16 protein-coding genes and 1 tRNA gene are annotated in these 16604 nt (G+C 55.9%); 6 read left to right on the top strand and 11 right to left on the bottom strand.

Annotated features, from left to right (window positions below; translation table 11 throughout):
• Window positions 1-168 precede the first annotated feature (168 nt).
• From KGB27_RS21220 to queA, 6 genes are all read right to left on the bottom strand, one after another.
• The gene (locus KGB27_RS21220; RefSeq protein WP_008025488.1) at window positions 169-720 is read right to left on the bottom strand and encodes a glycine zipper 2TM domain-containing protein; all 552 of its coding nucleotides are present in this window, start codon (window positions 718-720) and stop codon (window positions 169-171) included.
• A 132-nt stretch (window positions 721-852) separates the two neighbouring features.
• Window positions 853-1767 (bottom strand): protein translocase subunit SecF, encoded by a 915-nt coding sequence (gene secF / locus KGB27_RS21215; RefSeq protein WP_223556236.1) that lies wholly within the window; start codon window positions 1765-1767, stop codon window positions 853-855.
• A gap of 9 nt (window positions 1768-1776) precedes the next feature.
• A complete protein-coding gene (gene secD, locus KGB27_RS21210; RefSeq protein WP_008025484.1) occupies window positions 1777-3645 on the bottom strand; it encodes a protein translocase subunit SecD in 1869 nt (622 codons plus the stop codon).
• 63 nt (window positions 3646-3708) lie between these two features.
• Window positions 3709-4047, bottom strand: coding sequence for a preprotein translocase subunit YajC (yajC, locus tag KGB27_RS21205; protein ID WP_007916913.1), 339 nt, complete (start codon window positions 4045-4047; stop codon window positions 3709-3711).
• A gap of 43 nt (window positions 4048-4090) precedes the next feature.
• The gene (gene tgt, locus KGB27_RS21200) at window positions 4091-5206 is read right to left on the bottom strand and encodes a tRNA guanosine(34) transglycosylase Tgt (protein WP_162130724.1); all 1116 of its coding nucleotides are present in this window, start codon (window positions 5204-5206) and stop codon (window positions 4091-4093) included.
• 14 nt (window positions 5207-5220) lie between these two features.
• Complete coding sequence (queA, locus tag KGB27_RS21195; protein ID WP_008025479.1) at window positions 5221-6270, bottom strand: tRNA preQ1(34) S-adenosylmethionine ribosyltransferase-isomerase QueA; 1050 nt, start codon at window positions 6268-6270, stop codon at window positions 5221-5223.
• A gap of 107 nt (window positions 6271-6377) precedes the next feature.
• On the opposite strand from queA, the gene KGB27_RS21190 reads away from it, so the two are divergent.
• From KGB27_RS21190 to KGB27_RS21170, 5 genes are all read left to right on the top strand, one after another.
• Window positions 6378-6462, top strand: a tRNA-Leu gene (locus KGB27_RS21190).
• 162 nt (window positions 6463-6624) lie between these two features.
• Window positions 6625-7953 (top strand): tyrosine-type recombinase/integrase, encoded by a 1329-nt coding sequence (locus KGB27_RS21185; protein ID WP_186549085.1) that lies wholly within the window; start codon window positions 6625-6627, stop codon window positions 7951-7953.
• Between the two features lie 424 nt (window positions 7954-8377).
• Window positions 8378-8653, top strand: a complete 276-nt coding sequence (locus KGB27_RS21180; protein WP_034128031.1) for a hypothetical protein — start codon at window positions 8378-8380, stop codon at window positions 8651-8653.
• A gap of 288 nt (window positions 8654-8941) precedes the next feature.
• The gene (locus tag KGB27_RS21175) at window positions 8942-9922 is read left to right on the top strand and encodes an integrase domain-containing protein (RefSeq protein WP_223556234.1); all 981 of its coding nucleotides are present in this window, start codon (window positions 8942-8944) and stop codon (window positions 9920-9922) included.
• Window positions 9919-10194, top strand: a complete 276-nt coding sequence (locus KGB27_RS21170) for a hypothetical protein (protein ID WP_039592138.1) — start codon at window positions 9919-9921, stop codon at window positions 10192-10194. Before KGB27_RS21175 ends, KGB27_RS21170 begins: the two co-directional genes overlap by 4 nt.
• 113 nt (window positions 10195-10307) lie before the next feature.
• Here the strand turns inward: KGB27_RS21170 and KGB27_RS21165 are convergent, their stop codons facing one another.
• The 4 genes from KGB27_RS21165 to KGB27_RS21150 form a co-directional block, all read right to left on the bottom strand.
• The gene (locus tag KGB27_RS21165; RefSeq protein WP_223538869.1) at window positions 10308-10664 is read right to left on the bottom strand and encodes a hypothetical protein; all 357 of its coding nucleotides are present in this window, start codon (window positions 10662-10664) and stop codon (window positions 10308-10310) included.
• Window positions 10649-11431 (bottom strand): hypothetical protein, encoded by a 783-nt coding sequence (locus KGB27_RS21160; RefSeq protein WP_223556229.1) that lies wholly within the window; start codon window positions 11429-11431, stop codon window positions 10649-10651. Before KGB27_RS21160 ends, KGB27_RS21165 begins: the two co-directional genes overlap by 16 nt.
• A gap of 10 nt (window positions 11432-11441) precedes the next feature.
• Window positions 11442-11987 carry a PAAR domain-containing protein gene (locus KGB27_RS21155; RefSeq protein ID WP_223556226.1) on the bottom strand — a complete coding sequence of 182 codons (546 nt, stop codon included), beginning with the start codon at window positions 11985-11987 and terminating at the stop codon, window positions 11442-11444.
• 791 nt (window positions 11988-12778) lie between these two features.
• A complete protein-coding gene (locus tag KGB27_RS21150) occupies window positions 12779-13360 on the bottom strand; it encodes a tyrosine-type recombinase/integrase (RefSeq protein WP_223556223.1) in 582 nt (193 codons plus the stop codon).
• A gap of 316 nt (window positions 13361-13676) precedes the next feature.
• On the opposite strand from KGB27_RS21150, the gene KGB27_RS21145 reads away from it, so the two are divergent.
• Window positions 13677-14081, top strand: a complete 405-nt coding sequence (locus tag KGB27_RS21145) for a response regulator (protein WP_223556221.1) — start codon at window positions 13677-13679, stop codon at window positions 14079-14081.
• Between the two features lie 334 nt (window positions 14082-14415).
• On the opposite strand, the gene KGB27_RS21140 is transcribed toward KGB27_RS21145, so the two are convergent.
• Window positions 14416-16317 carry a potassium transporter Kup gene (locus KGB27_RS21140; RefSeq protein WP_223556219.1) on the bottom strand — a complete coding sequence of 634 codons (1902 nt, stop codon included), beginning with the start codon at window positions 16315-16317 and terminating at the stop codon, window positions 14416-14418.
• Between the last annotated feature and the right edge of the window lie 287 nt (window positions 16318-16604).

Genomic DNA, 16604 nt, shown 5'->3' with positions numbered 1-16604 from the left:
CCCTGTAGGAGCCGGCTTGCCGGCGATAACGGTCTGACATTCAACATTTATGTCGACAGTTATACCGCTATCGCCGGCAAGCCGGCTCCTACAGGGGTTGCGTGAATTTTTGGTACAAAAAAAGCACCCCGAAGGGTGCTTCTTTTTCAGCGGCTGACAATCAGTTCATCAATGCGCCTGTTCATTCTGCGTCAGGATCAACTTACCTTCCTTATCCACCGGAATCTGGTTGCCCGGATCACGATCCATCCGCACCTTGCCTTCCTTGCCGTCCAGCGAATAACGAACGTCGTACCCAACAACCTTGTCGCTGATGTCATTCACCGTGTTACAGCGGGTTTGCGTCGTGGTGTAGGTGTCACGCTCCTGCATGCCCTCCTGAACCTTGTTGCCGGCGTAACCACCACCAACCGCGCCCGCAACCGTAGCAATTTTCTTGCCGGTGCCGCCGCCGATCTGGTTACCCAGCAGACCACCTGCCAGCGCACCCACCACCGTACCGGCGATCTGGTGTTGATCTTTCACCGGCGCTTGCCGGGTGACCGCTACATCCTTGCACACTTCACGTGGAGTCTTGATTTGCGTCTTGACCGGCTCAACGGCGAGTACTTGCGCATACTCGGGGCCGTTATTTTTTACCAGGCTGTAGGTGGCCACAGCACCCCCGGCAGTCACACCGACAGCACCCAGTACAGCACCAACCAGCATCGACTTGTTCACATGAACCTCCTGACCATCACATGCGGGATAAACCCGTGCTTCTCCCAGCCTTGGAGCATAAAAAAAGGCGCGAGTTCAACTCGCGCCTTTTTGGACTACATCGCTGGGGAACTGCTCTGGACTAGAGAGTCCTCAAGGACGGTCGTCGACTTCCTTCTCGGTATTCACCGTCGGGATCAGGTCTTCGGAGCTCAGATTCAGCCAGATCAACACCACGTTGGCGATGTAGATAGACGAATAAGTACCCGCCAGAACACCCACCAGCAGCGCCAGGGAGAAGCCGTAGAGGTTGTCACCACCGAAGAACAGCAGTGCCGCAATCGCCAACAAGGTGGAAACCGACGTCGCGATGGTCCGCAGCAGGGTTTGCGTGGTCGAGATATTGATGTTCTCGATCAGGCTGGCCTTGCGCAGTACACGGAAGTTCTCACGAACCCGGTCAAATACCACGATGGTGTCGTTGAGCGAGTAACCGATGATCGCCAGTACCGCCGCCAGCACCGTCAGGTCGAAGGTGATCTGGAAGAACGACAGGATACCGATGGTCACGATCACGTCGTGAATCAAGGAAACGATCGCACCGACGGCGAATTTCCACTGAAAGCGGAACGCCAGGTAGATCAGGATACCGCCCAGCGCCATCAGCATGCCGAGGCCGCCCTGGTCGCGCAGCTCTTCACCCACCTGCGGGCCGACGAACTCGACGCGCTTGACCGTCGCCGGGTTATCGCCGCCGACCTTCTGCAACGCCGCTGCCACCTGGTGACCCAGCTGCGGATCTTCGCCAGGCATGCGCACCAGCAGATCGGTAGTCGCGCCGAAGTTCTGCACGATGGCTTCGTGATAACCGGACGAAATCAGCTGCTCACGCACCTTGGTGACGTCAGCCGGACGCTCGTAGGTCAGCTCGATGAGCGTACCGCCGGTGAAGTCCAGCCCCCAGTTCATGCCCTTGTGGAAGACACTGAAAATGGCCAGCGCAGTAAGGAACAATGTGACGCCGAACGCGAAGTTGCGAACGCCCATGAAGTTGATTGTACGTAACATGGCAGCCCCTTAAATCCACAACTTCTTGAAGTCACGACCGCCGAAGATCAAGTTGACCATCGCGCGGGTGACCATGATGGCCGTGAACATCGAAGTCAAAACCCCGAGGGACATGGTCACTGCGAAGCCTTTGACCGGACCTGTACCCATGGCAAACAGGATCCCGCCCACCAGCAAGGTGGTCAGGTTGGCGTCGAGAATCGCGGTGAATGCGCGACCGAAACCTTCGTTGATTGCCCGTTGTACGGTCATGCCCGCAGCGATCTCTTCACGAATCCGCGAGAAGATCAGTACGTTGGCGTCGACCGCCATACCCATGGTCAATACGATACCGGCGATACCCGGCAGGGTCAGCGTTGCACCCAGCAGCGACATCAGGGCCAGCAGCAGCACCATGTTCACACCCAGCGCGACGGTGGCGATGATGCCGAAGAAGCGATAGATGGCGATGATGAACAGCGAGACGAACAGCATGCCCCACAGCGATGCATCGATACCTTTGGTGATGTTGTCCGCACCCAGGCTCGGGCCAATGGTGCGTTCTTCAGCGAAGTACATCGGCGCCGCCAGACCACCAGCACGCAGCAGCAGCGCCAGTTCGGACGATTCGCCCTGGCCGTTCAGGCCAGTGATGCGGAACTGAGCACCCAGCGGCGACTGAATGGTCGCCAGGCTGATGATCTTCTTCTCTTCCTTGAACGACTGCACCGCCACGTCTTTTTCGACGCCATCAACCACTTGCTTGGTGTAAGTGGTGACCGGACGCTGCTCGATGAAGATCACCGCCATGCTGCGACCGACGTTCGAACGGGTTGCGCGGCTCATCAGCTCGCCACCGTGGCCATCCAGACGGATGTTCACTTCTGGCGTGCCGTGCTCGCCGAAGCCAGCCTTGGCGTCAGTTACCTGGTCGCCAGTGATGATCAGGCCACGCTCGATCAGCGCAGGAGGACGATTGCCTTCACGGAACTCAAAGGATTCGGAAGTGGCTTTCGAAGCGCCAGGCTCAGCAGCCAGACGGAACTCAAGGTTGGCCGTCTTGCCGAGGATACGCTTGGCTTCTGCGGTGTCTTGTACGCCCGGCAGCTCAACCACGATGCGGTTGGCGCCCTGACGCTGAACGATCGGTTCGGCAACACCCAGCTCGTTGACGCGGTTACGTACCGTGGTCAAGTTCTGCTTGATGGAGTATTCGCGGATTTCCGCCAGCTTGGCCGGGGTCATCGCCAGACGCAGCACCGCCTGACCATTGAGGTCGGCCGGAACAATGTCGAAATCGTTGAAGTTCTTGCGGATCAGTGCACGGGCCTGTTCGCGGGAAGCTTCATCAGAGAAGCCCAGCTGAATGGCACCGCCCAGTTGCGGCAGGCTGCGATAGCGCAGTTTTTCTTTACGCAACAGGCTCTTTACATCGCCTTCGTACACTTTCAAGCGTGCGTCGAGGGCTTTGTCCATGTCCACTTCGAGCAGGAAGTGCACACCACCGGACAAGTCCAGACCCAGCTTCATCGGGTGCGCGGCCAGGCTGCGCAGCCATTGCGGGGTGGTTTGTGCCAGGTTCAGAGCAACGACGTAGTCATCACCCAACGCCTTGCGCACGACGTCCTTGGCAGGCAACTGGTCTTCAGCCTTGACCAGACGAATCAGACCGCCCTTGCCGTTGGTCGCCAGCGTGGCCGCCTTGACGTTGATCCCGGATTCCTTGAGCGCAGCGCTCACTCGATCCAGATCAGCCTGATTGACCTGCAGCGCAGTGCTTGCACCGCTGACCTGAATGGCCGGGTCATCAGGATAAAGATTGGGAGCGGAATAAATCAGACCGATCGCCAGCACCGCCAGGATCAGAATGTATTTCCACAGAGGGTATTTGTTCAGCATCACGCCGCCCGCTTATGACGCGGGGCGCCTTGCGCGCCCCGTCGATTGAGTAGAAGTTGAAACTTAGATCGCTTTCAGCGTGCCTTTTGGCAGCGTGGCGGCAATGGCGCCTTTCTGGAACTTCATTTCGACGGTGTCGGAAACTTCCAGAACCACGAAATCGTCAGCCACTTTAGTGATCTTGCCGGCGATGCCGCCGGTGGTCACAACTTCGTCGCCTTTTTGCAGGCTGCTCAGCAGGTTCTTCTGCTCTTTGGCGCGCTTGGCCTGTGGACGCCAGATCATCAGGTAGAAGATGACCAGGAAACCGACCAGGAAAATCCACTCAAAACCGCCACCCATTGGGCCGGCAGCGGCCGGTGCAGCGGCGTCAGCCATGGCATTCGAGATAAAAAAGCTCATTTAGCACTCCAGTTGCAAATGTTGAATCTTGGGGTCAGAAAACTCAGTCCAAAGGCGGAACAGGTAACCCGCGTTTGGCGTAGAAGGCATCGACAAAGGCGGCCAATGTACCCTGTTGAATAGCCTCGCGCAAACCAGCCATAAGCACTTGATAATGACGCAAGTTATGGATGGTATTGAGCATGCTTCCCAGCATTTCGCCGCACTTGTCCAGGTGATGCAGATAAGCGCGGGAGAAGTTCTGGCAGGTATAGCAATCGCAGGTCGGATCGAGCGGCGAATCATCATGGCGATGGAACGCGTTACGGATCTTCAGCACGCCAGTATCAATGAACAGATGCCCATTGCGGGCATTACGGGTTGGCATCACGCAATCGAACATGTCCACACCGCGGCGCACACCCTCAACCAGATCTTCCGGTTTGCCAACGCCCATAAGGTAACGAGGTTTGTCAGCCGGCATCTGACCCGGCAGGTAATCCAGCACCTTGATCATCTCGTGCTTCGGCTCGCCCACCGACAAACCGCCGATAGCCAGGCCATCAAAGCCGATCTTGTCGAGGCCTTCCAGCGAACGCATGCGCAGATCCTGGTGCATGCCGCCCTGAACGATACCGAACAGCGCCGCCGTGTTGTCGCCGTGGGCTTCTTTCGAACGCTTGGCCCAACGCAACGACAGCTCCATAGATATGCGAGCGACGTCTTCGTCAGCCGGGTACGGCGTGCATTCGTCGAAAATCATCACGATGTCCGAGCCCAGGTCACGCTGGACCTGCATCGACTCTTCCGGGCCCATGAACACTTTGGCGCCGTCGACCGGAGAAGCGAAGGTCACGCCCTCCTCCTTGATCTTGCGCATCGCGCCCAGGCTGAACACCTGAAAACCGCCGGAGTCTGTAAGAATCGGGCCTTTCCACTGCATGAAATCGTGCAGATCGCCGTGCTTCTTGATCACTTCGGTGCCAGGACGCAACCACAAGTGGAAGGTGTTGCCCAGAATGATTTCCGCGCCGGTCGCGGTGATGTCCCGCGGCAGCATGCCCTTCACGGTGCCGTAAGTACCGACCGGCATGAAGGCCGGGGTCTCGACGGTACCGCGCGGGAAGGTCAAGCGACCGCGACGAGCCTTGCCGTCAGTAGCAAGCAACTCAAACGACATACGACTTTGGCGACTCATTCTTTGTCCTCAGGGCCACGTGGTGCGGGATTACGGGTGATAAACATCGCATCACCGTAGCTGAAAAAGCGGTATTCATGCTCAACGGCGGCTTTATAAGCGGCCATGGCTTCGGGATAACCGGCGAACGCCGAAACCAGCATCAACAGCGTGGATTCGGGCAAATGGAAGTTGGTGACCAGGGCATCAACCACATGAAACGGCCGGCCCGGGTAGATAAAAATGTCAGTGTCGCCACTGAACGGCTTGAGCACGCCATCGCGCGCGGCACTTTCCAGCGAACGCACGCTAGTGGTCCCCACCGCCACCACGCGACCACCGCGAGCGCGGCAAGCGGCGACGGCATCGACCACGTCCTGACCTACTTCCAGCCATTCGCTGTGCATGTGGTGGTCTTCAATCTTCTCGACCCGCACCGGCTGGAACGTGCCCGCGCCAACGTGCAAGGTCACGAACGCCGTCTCGACGCCCTTGGCCGCAATCGCCTCCATCAACGGCTGATCGAAATGCAGCCCCGCCGTCGGCGCCGCCACCGCGCCCAGGCGCTCGGCGTACACCGTCTGATAACGCTCGCGGTCCGAGCCTTCATCCGGGCGGTCTATATAAGGAGGCAACGGCATATGCCCGACGCGGTCGAGCAGCGGCAACACCTCTTCGGCGAACCCCAGTTCGAACAACGCATCGTGACGCGCCAGCATCTCGGCTTCGCCACCGCCATCGATCAGGATCTTCGAACCCGGCTTCGGCGACTTGCTGGAGCGCACATGGGCCAGCACGCGATGACTGTCGAGCACCCGCTCCACCAGGATTTCCAGCTTGCCGCCGGAAGCCTTCTGGCCAAACAGCCGCGCCGGAATCACCCGGGTATTGTTGAACACCATCAAATCGCCCGGGCGCAAATGCTCAAGCAAATCAGTGAATTGACGGTGTGCCAGGGCGCCGCTGACCCCATCAAGGGTCAACAGGCGACTGTTGCGACGCTCGGCCAAAGGGTGGCGAGCAATCAGCGAATCAGGGAGTTCGAAAGTAAAGTCAGCAACGCGCATGATGGGGTTCGTCTAGCAGGGCCCGGAAGTCTAGCCGAAATAGTGAAAATTCTCTATGTACCTGATTGACCGACGGTAATCTCATCTCTATACTTCGCCGCCATTGAGCCCTGATGGCGGAATTGGTAGACGCGGCGGATTCAAAATCCGTTTTCGAAAGGAGTGGGAGTTCGAGTCTCCCTCGGGGCACCATTTGCAGTACATAGACGACTACCAGCGTCTACGTAACACCCCTAGAGCCCGCTACTGCGGGCTTTTTGGTCTCTGGGGTTCCACCCCCATCTCTTGCAAGCCAGCCTCTTTTTGGTACATTTTCTGTACATATTCCAGTTCGAGAACCGGAGGTGTACAGCGATGCCATTGACCGCCTTGCAAATCAAAGCGTCCAAGCCTGCCGACAGACCGTTCACGTTGAGTGATAGTTCGGGTCTTGCCTTGCTGGTGAAACCCAACGGCAGCAAGTATTGGCACTTCCGGTACACCTATCAGGGGCGGGCGGCGCGCATGTCACTGGGTGTGTATCCGCATATCTCCTTGCAGGAAGCCCGTGAACGAGCTGCAGAATGCCGCAACCTACTCAAGCAAGGCACCAACCCCGGCGCCAAACGCCGCGATGACAAACTGCGACAGCAGGAGGCCGGGCTCAACACCTTCAGGCGAGCCGCGGAGTACTGGTACCAATTCAAATCGGACTCCGGCCGCAGCAGCGCGACGCTGAAGAAGATCCGCGACTATCTCGATAAGGATCTACTGCCCGCTCTCGGCGAGAAGCAACTGGAGCTCATCACGCGAAGCGACTGCGCAAAACTGCAGGCCTGCATCGAAAAACGAGGCGCCTTCAATGTTGCGGACAAGACCCGGACCTGGCTGAAACAGATTTTCAGTCAAGCCATTGCACGCGGCCTGTGCGAACACAATCCAGCCTCCGAACTCCATGCCATTGCGATAGCCCCACCGCCCACTCAACACTACCCACATCTGCACGAACACGAACTACCTGAGTTTCTTCGGGCCTTAAGCAAGACCACCAGCCGGCTACCAGCGAGGGTTGCATCATGGATGACAATTCTGACAGCGAGCCGCCCCGGCATGGTTCGCTACGCAAAATGGGAGGAAATCGATTTTGAGGAAGGGATATGGACCATCCCGGCCGCCCGCATGAAGATGCGCAGAGACTACGTCAGCCCTCTACCTCATCAATTGATCGCCATGCTTACCAAACTGAACCAAAGCACTGGCCGCAGTCGGTATCTATTCCCAGGCAATGGTGAAAAGCAGCCAGTCATCAGTGAAAACACGATCAACCTGGTGTTCGCCAAGATCGGCTATAAAGGACGACTCGTCAGTCATGGCACTCGTCATACCGCAAGCACGCTGCTGCGCGAACATGGCTGGCTGAAGGACCATGTCGAAAGCCAGCTGGCTCACGTCGAGGGCGGTATCTCTGGCGAGTACAATCAAGCCCTATACCTGCCGCAACGTCGGATCATGATGCAGTGGTATGCAGACTATCTCGACGCCCTCAAAGAAGGCATTACAGCCAACCTTCGCGATCAATTTGATACTCGCGTTAATCAGTTCCTCGCACGCCCTTCTGCACCGCCTCTAACAGCATCCCATGCACACAAAGATGATCACCTCCAAAAGTTGCCTATCGAGACAGACTCAACGGCGACTCAGTGATCACGTGACGCCTCACCAATTCGACCCGGTCGACGACAACATCATCGCCTTGCAAAACTACCGTGGCGCATTCCAACACTGGTAAGTCGGTTAGATCTCCACAGCCCAGCCTTCCACGCGGGTCCATCCAAACAGGGCTGCAAAGCCGCCCTGCTTGGATGGACCTCACTTAAAAAATCTAAAGCCCACGCAACTGTCTGTGGAAAACCACGGATTTCCACCGGTGGATAATTTCATCCACCGCCGCAGAACTCCGGATAATTCGAGCCTTGACCCGAATTATCCACAGGCGTAAAAAAGATCGGGCAAAGCGCTGTCGTTGACAGCAACTCAGGTAGCCAGAACCTTTAAGGCTACGCCACACCGTGGTGGTTCTCCCAAAGTGCGATGAGCGTCCGGCGGCTCGCACAGTCACAGCGATGTGATGGATGCCTACTTCTACCAGAGTGGCCACTGCGGCAACTCACACCCCTTCGTAGCTGCCCTGCAGCAACCTATCCGCTTGGCCATTTCATTGCGCCAACCTGCGCCCGTCTCTTTCTTCCGGAAAGAGACGGGCGCTCCTACCGCTGCTGCAGCCCATCTCGTACAAGGCTTTGCGGCATTTCCCCTCGTGACAATCGGCGTGACAAACACCGAAGTCACCAGCAACGGCGATGCAGATGATGGTGCCGCAGCCTACGGAATGGACTGCACCTGACTGACAGTCAGGCATGCCCCGGTCATCGCTTCACTGCCTTCACCTGACTCAGGATCTCGCGGCACTGGCCTCGTCAGCCAGTGCAGCCTCCACCCGCCCACCGGTAACGGTGTTCAGGAGGCCAGATCATGAGATGCCCAAGCTCCCGGTCGTAAAGAGCCGACAGTCCCGCGTTAGTGGACAACCCTCACAGGTCGCAGGGGCCTTGATCCCTGATAACACTCAACATTCTTGGCGGGATGACGTGGGGAAAAGCTTCAACGTTTTGACTTCGAGAGGAGTTTGATCATGGCGCTGGTCGGTAAACGGGATGGGCGCAATTTTGGCTATGGCCGGCAATTGAGCTACGCCGGGCCGCAGGCGTTGAAAGACATGTTCGGCGGTGGGCATTACGGCACGGTCAAGGCGCACAGTGATCGCTGGCAGGCGTTTGTACGCTGGTGTCGGTCGGAGGATGGACCAGGGTTTAACGATGCGCGACAAATTGATCGGCAGACCTTGCTGGACTACGCCGGGTATCTGCGCCAGCAAGTTGAACAAGGTGAGCTCGCTATCGCGACTGCGCAAAACCGATTATCCAGTGTGAATCGGACCATGGCCGCGCTGCGAGGTGATCAGTATGTGAAGGTGTCGAGTCCGAGCAAGGCTTTAGGACTGCAGCGCACAACCGCCCGCACAGTAACCCCGCAAGGCCAGGATCGTGAACAGGTGAAGCGGATCGTCGAGGCGCTCTGCGAACACCAACTGCCGCGCGCCGCCGCCATCGTGCAGCTGGCCCGAGCCACAGGCATGCGCTTACGCGAGGCGATTTTGGCCGACCTTCCGCGCTTGAAGCATGAGGCCGAACAATACGGCAAGATCAACATCCAGGACGGTACCAAAGGTGGCCGTTCAGGCGCGTCAGCACCTCGCTGGATCAGGGAGGATGATCATATTCGTGACGCACTGAGGTTTGCCGAAAAGGTCTCGCCCGACGATAGCCGCAACCTGCTTGCACCGAACGAACGCTACCTCGATTTCTTGCAGGGAATCGTCGGCCCCGCACGGGACATCCTCTATAAGAACAACCTCAAAGGCTTCCATGAATTGCGGGCAGCCTATGCATGCGAACGTTACGAGCAAATCACCCACCATCCCGCGCCTATCAACGGTGGCCATTGCTATCAGCTCAACCGACACCTCGATCAGGAGGCCCGAGTACAAATCAGCTATGAGCTGGGGCACGGCCGTATCGGCGTGGTATCGGCTTACATTGGTGGTCGAGCATGAACACGGCATTCGATATGGAGCTGTTCCTGGCGGGCGTCTTGACCGGGTCACACACCACACGCCAACGCCACCTGCGTCAGGCGAAGACTATCCAAACAGCGATCGCTGAGCGCTGGCAATGCGACAACCCATGGACTTGGCAGAGAAAACACCTTGCATGGTTTTTGAATCACCATCTAAACCAGCGCACTGAATCGACGCGCTATTACTATTTGCTGACCATGCAATTACTCACTCATCGTCTAGGAAAATCCTGGCAGTTCACCCCCTAAGCGAAGGTCAGAAAACGGCCAAAAGCTGCCAATCAATATAAGCAGAAACAGCCAGAAGTGGTCACAGGGTTTCCTAATGTTCGCGAGTCGCCAGTCCATTGTGCTTTTTGGGTTCAAAGCCTACTGGCGATTTCCTTCCAGATGTAGGCGTAGTTGTATTCCAGCCAGCGAACCAGCACTTTATCGAACTGCCGACGAAACCAGCTACGTTCTCTAGCTGCCAGCCTTTCTTCTATTGATTCTCGGAGTATGTCGGGGTCGAACCCAGTCCATACCGGAGGCACGGCTGCTACGAGATTGGTGAAGCACACCGGCGCGACCTCTGAATAGAGGATCGTGTAAAGGATTTCAGGGTCGACGCCTCTCACCTTACTCGCCAAATAGTCATATTCGACGGGAAAATCATTGAATGGCTCGGAAAGTGCGGCTCTGACTTTTGTCAGTAGTGGTTCAGTCAGAAGATGTCCCAATTTGTGAGCTCCTCTAACTCTTCGTCCAGTGAGCTCGCCACCGCTTCACCTGCGACACCACCGGCGATCGTCCCTGCCAAGACAACTGCTATTGCACAAATGGGGGCGGCAGGGCCGCACAATGCACTAACGCCCATCCCCGCAAGGATACCGCCGACCGCACCAGCACCGACAATGATGCCCTGGCGAGCTGCTTCTTTGGGTTTGTTGTCAGCATTCAATATTTGATAGGTTGCAAGAGCCGCCGTCACGAGAACACCAAGCTTGCCCATTATCAGCATTTTTTTGGTGCCGGTTGTGAATTTCGCATTATCACGGCCGGAAGATTCCAGGATAGCGTAGTGAACTTTGTTCTTTTCTACTTCTGAAAGGCTGTCGTAACCCTTCTGAAACAAGTTTTCAGAATATATATCCAAAAGAGTTTTGAGTCCCTTCCCCTCTTGTTTCTTCCTCTGAACTATCGCCAGACCCTGCGCTGAAGTGAATTTGCGATGCTCCATCATGATTTTGTTTCGCATCTCATGACTGAACTTCACCCCTTCTTGCGCCGAAACCCTTCCCGCTTTCACGTCATCTCGGACTTGCTGAGACATGCGTTTGATATTCTTGGTATAGCTCGATCTGATCTTTTCATCAGAGATCGCATCCAGTGAAAATCTCAGCGCAGAACCCTCCAACAGTTCTAACGCCCTGTCGAGGGGTGAGTCTTGCAAGGCGTGCTCACGCTGGACGACATAGCTGCCGGTGACAATGTACGGCTCTGTCATAGGATGGTCCTTATCCTAAAATTTTGTTCAATAGGCTCTCGGTGAGAGAGGGAGCTTCTGCGGATGCTTGCTCTTCAAACTTAAGCATTACGCAAGTCTGGCCGGACGGATTCGAGAACTTAATGGCGTTGTCTTTATTGAATACACCTGGCAGTGATGACCCATCCTCAAAATGCGCGGTGCACGATAAGCCTTCATAGCTTTCATCAGCAGGAATTCTGAAGCCGATCCAGCTCGCGAAACCCGTTAACGGCGTAGGAGGAACAAACTCGCAGGGTGTATGTGTATCGCCAATTATGACTGTACTCGAACCACCAATCACGATACCGCCGTGGGTGCCTCCGGTATCGATGGTCGCCGCATTCTTGCCGTTAATGAACACAGTTGCAGACAGCCCTGAAGAGAGCGCACTACCGCAAGTGCAGGCGTCGCCCTGACGCGCTGCGGGAAGGCCGTCGAAGAATACGTCAGAGGATCCTGATGCTATAGGGTTGGTACCGTGCCCCGGCAGAGGGCAACTGTATGGATCACTTTTCCGCGCTGCTGGCTTAGCCACCATGACCTCCTGTCAAAAATCCTTGTGAGCGTCGTAACCTACCAGATCAGATTGGCCATTAGATATCTCGTGGCCCAAGAATTCGCTGTGGTGGGAAAAAAGTCGGCATTTGATAGCGAAGGTCAAGGGCAACAATCGGCAACTCCTGCCAGTCATGACAGGCAGGCATCGGCCAGAAGCAGACGGTCACGTTAGGCCGCACCCGACCTAAGCTGTCGGTTGCAGCAGTGTAAACTCGGCCAGCAGCTGAAATTGCTTTACTATAATTTTTCTCCCTCCGTATGGCCCTAGATAGAAAATGGATAAAGTCCGATCGACAATCTGGACACTCGCCCCCGAGCTAGGCATTCCTGAATCTCCAGCCCTTCTCATAGAGTCCAGCACGCTCTGGCTAGCCTATTTCGAACCTTTGAACCAAAGCGTAGCGGTTGTGCGTTTTACCGGGCTTATTGATCATCGCCTCGCACCCATAGGGGACGAAGGGTTGGGACGTCATCCGTATGTTTCATCTGGCCTCCAGCCCTATTCGTTTAACGAACTCATTGGTTCTGAAGAAGCCATCCGATGGAAGTGGTCAGGTGCTAGACATTGGGTCGTAACGTTTAAAGACGAAACTCTTGATGTTGTTGCACGGGCTGGTGAGGTCGTTGCCACTGGACTAGCCGTGGCATCACCGCTTGAAGCCTTGCTCTCAATTCACAACTTACCTGGCACAGATCGAGGGCTAAACCACTGACGGGCTGCAATGGGTCGAATAGCGACGGTCTAGCATCTACTGACACTATGGATGCTCAGACTTCAGTCTGTTCCGCCATTTCCAGGGCATCATCGACCTCGATTCCCAGGTATCTGACGGTGCTTTCAAGCTTCGTATGACCAAGCAGGAGTTGGACAGCTCTCAGGTTTTTCGTTCTGCGATAGATCAACGATGCCTTGGTTCTCCTTAGCGTGTGAGTACCGTACATGGTTGGGTCAAGTCCAATGGCGGTCACCCAAGCTTTCACCATTCGAGCGTATTGTCTGGTCGATAGGTGTTCTGAGTCGTGCAGCCGGGTTGGAAACAAGAAGTCCTCACTTCTAAGGTGGGCCCGATGCATCCAAGCCTCTATAACCGTTCTGGTTTGCTCAGTGATTTCAAATTGCACTGGATGCTGGGTTTTCTGCTGCATCACGATGGCCCGTGACGACACATGTTCTCTATGGGCTATATCTCGCACTCTCAGCTTGGTTAAGTCACACGCACGCAGTTTGCTGTCGATAGCCAAGTTGAAGAGTGCCAAATCCCGTGTCTTCTCCGCGAGCTGGAGTCTGACCCGAATGGCCCAATAGCGGACGTTCGCCTCTGGCAAAATCCCAGTCCGGCCCCGATACACATTTGGACGAAAACACCGTCATCATTCCCATCGTAGCGGCGTCGAGCTCTAACAGGAGCTCGTGTGATTTGATCCTGAAGCCTTCAACCGACGCCATTAGCTTTGCCTCGGAGCGGAGTTCACCGCCATTAAGAAACAACTCCTCAGTGGTGGAGTGCGGAGACGCCAGACAATTCATACCGTCTGACCGCTGGTCAGTTTAGCTCGAACCCTTCCCCTCCAGCCATGCCAAAAGCTCGCTTTCACATTGCAATGGTCAAAAAGCGCTTACACTGAACCTTCAACCCATAAGCAATTTGGAGAAGGAACCTCGTAAGTGAGCGCGCGCTTAGCAGAACAATTGCCTACAACCGGAAACGTAATCGTCATTGAGGACAATCCGGTGGTGCGGATGCTGTTTGAAGAAACTCTTGCTGAACTTGGTTTTTCATCAGCGACCTTCGACAACGCAGCATCAGCTTTGACCCACCTCGTGAGAATCAAAGGTGAGTGCATCTTGATTATCGCAGACCAAGGACTTCCGGGAGGAATCCAAGGATCTGAATTCATCCGACAGGCAAAAGAACAATGGCCATTGATTCCGTCGATTCTCACTTCTGGCTATGTCGTTGATGAACAGGTGATCCCCCCCTCGACGATTTTTCTGCATAAGCCTTACACACTCAATCAATTAGAAGTGACCATCGGTGCTGCTCTCCAACAGCAACGTCCACTGATGTAAAAATGAGGGTTATTCCCATCAATGGCTCGGTGACCACTTTGGGTCGAATGCGGTCCTTGCGGCAGGATCTTGTGTGAGGCGCGGATAGGGATTCGAACCCCTTCTCTGCTCCCTGGGGTCCGCTCTAGGCCATCAATATCGGCGTTCTTGGAGCTTTACTAAGGCGTGCTACGGTCTGTAGCGGCCCTGAATATGCCCTAATTTTGCCCTAATCTTTTCGGGCATCAGCTGATTTTTTGATAGGCCACACCAGCGAAGGCCCGTTTATCTTGGTTGGACTGAAGCCCAATAGGTGCAGCACAGAAAAAGGCCGCAGAGGCGGCCTCGTTCGTCCTTACATCTCCACCTGAGTGCCCAGTTCAATAACCCTGTTCAGTGGCAATTTGAAATACTTCAGGTTGCTGTTGGCGTTCTTCAGCAGAAACGCGAACAGACTCTCTCGCCAGCGTGCCATGCCAATCCGCTTGGTGGGGATCACCGTCTCCCGGCTGAGGAAAAAGGTCGTGCGCATTGGGCTGAAATCCAGCTCATTCAAATGACAAAGACTTAAGGCCATGGGTACGTCAGGCTCCTCCATAAAACCGAAGTGGAGACCGACCCGGAAGAACCCTTCGCCAAAGGCTTCAACCTCAAAGCGTCGATCAGCACTCACTCGAGGACTGTCTTCGGACACTACGGTGAGCAGCACCACTTGCTCGTGCAGCACCTGGTTATGCAGTAGGTTGTGCAAGAGTGCATGGGGAACGGCATCGGCCCTGGCCGTCAGAAATACCGCCGTGCCTTGTACGCGATGAGGAGGCTGCGAACGAATGCTGCTGATGAACAACGGCAGAGGCAGCGCGGTCTCGTCCAGCCGCTCGACGATGATTTTCCGCCCCCGTTTCCAAGTGGTCATCAAGATGAACAAACCGATGCCGGCGATCACCGGGAACGCACCGCCCTGGAAAATCTTCGGCGCATTGGCCGCGAAGTACAGGCTGTCGACCAGCAGAAAACCGAGCAGCATCGGGATGGCCAGCCAGCGCGGCGTTTTCCAAAGGAGCAGGACGACAGCCGAAGACAAGATGGTGGTGATCAACATGGTGCCCGTAACCGCCACCCCATAGGCAGCAGCCAGGGCACTGGACGACTCGAAACCGATCACGAGCAGCACGACACCGACCATCAACGCCCAGTTAACCGTGCCGATGTAAATTTGCCCCTGTTCCTGGCTGGAGGTGTGCTGGATAAACATGCGAGGGACGTACCCTAACTGGATGGCCTGGCGCGTCAGGGAGAAAGCGCCAGAGATCACGGCTTGAGAAGCGATGATGGTAGCCAGGGTGGAGAGCGCGACCATTGGCAGCAGTGCCCAACCAGGCGCGAGCAGATAGAACGGATTGCGCACGGCCTCGGGGTTCTCCAGGATCAAGGCGCCCTGGCCAAAATAATTAAGTACCAGCCCCGGCAACACCAAAATGAACCAAGCACGAGAAATCGGTTTGCGACCAAAGTGGCCCATGTCGGCATACAGCGCTTCAGCACCGGTCAGAGCCAACACGACAGCACCCAAAATTGCCACCCCAATTCCTGGATGGGCCACGAAGAACTGCACGGCCCACGCGGGGTTGAGCGCTTGCAGCACTTCGGGGCGCTGCAAAATACCGTAGATCCCGAGCGCACCCAACACCACAAACCACAGCACCATGACCGGGCCAAACAGGATGCCGATTCGAGCCGTGCCATGTTTCTGTATCAGGAACAGCGCCACCAGCACGATCACTGACAAGGGCACAACCCAGTGCTCTATTCCGTCAAACGCCAACTGTAATCCTTCAACCGCAGAGAGCACCGAAATAGCCGGGGTGATCATGCTGTCCCCGTAAAAAAGTGCCGCACCGAACAGGCCGAGCAGCACCAATACCTTGCTCATATGCGGATAGGGTGCTGCCGCGCGGCGGGCTAACGCCGTCAATGCCATGATGCCGCCTTCACCCTGGTTATTGGCTCGCAGGATGAACAGCACGTATTTGATCGAGACGACCCAGATCAGTGACCAAAATATCAACGACAGAATGCCTAGCACTCCGTCGTGATTGACCTGGACTCCGTAGTGGCCGGAAAACACCTCTTTCAGCGTGTAAAGGGGGCTGGTGCCAATGTCCCCGTAAACCACGCCGACAGCAGCGACGAGCAAGCCCACGCCTGACGTTTTGGATGGGGGGTCTTCGTGTGCAACGGTCGCTGTCTCACTCAAGGGGTGCTTCTCTCAATTGGCGGGGAGTACTGCACGCCATCCTTGGGCAATACATTTTTCCAAGGCCTTCGGAAAAGCAAGGCGCATGGACGATCTAAAAAATCGCAGCAAGTATCGTTGCGGGTAGAAACACCGACCGTAAAGAAAGCGTAAAAATATTACGGCATCGCAACAAGACGTCTGGCTTTCATTTCCACCCTTGGAGAAATCAAACCGTCAGGCATGGTTCGTTTTCAGCACTTCGCGACAGGCAGCAATCGGCCAAAAGCAGACCATCGACACGCAGC

It is taken from the genome of Pseudomonas sp. BF-R-01 (genome assembly GCF_019946615.1).
GTDB classification, from domain to species: domain Bacteria; phylum Pseudomonadota; class Gammaproteobacteria; order Pseudomonadales; family Pseudomonadaceae; genus Aquipseudomonas; species Aquipseudomonas migulae.
Note: the sequence above shows the minus strand (reverse complement) of the source record. Positions and strands in the feature narration are given on the sequence as shown.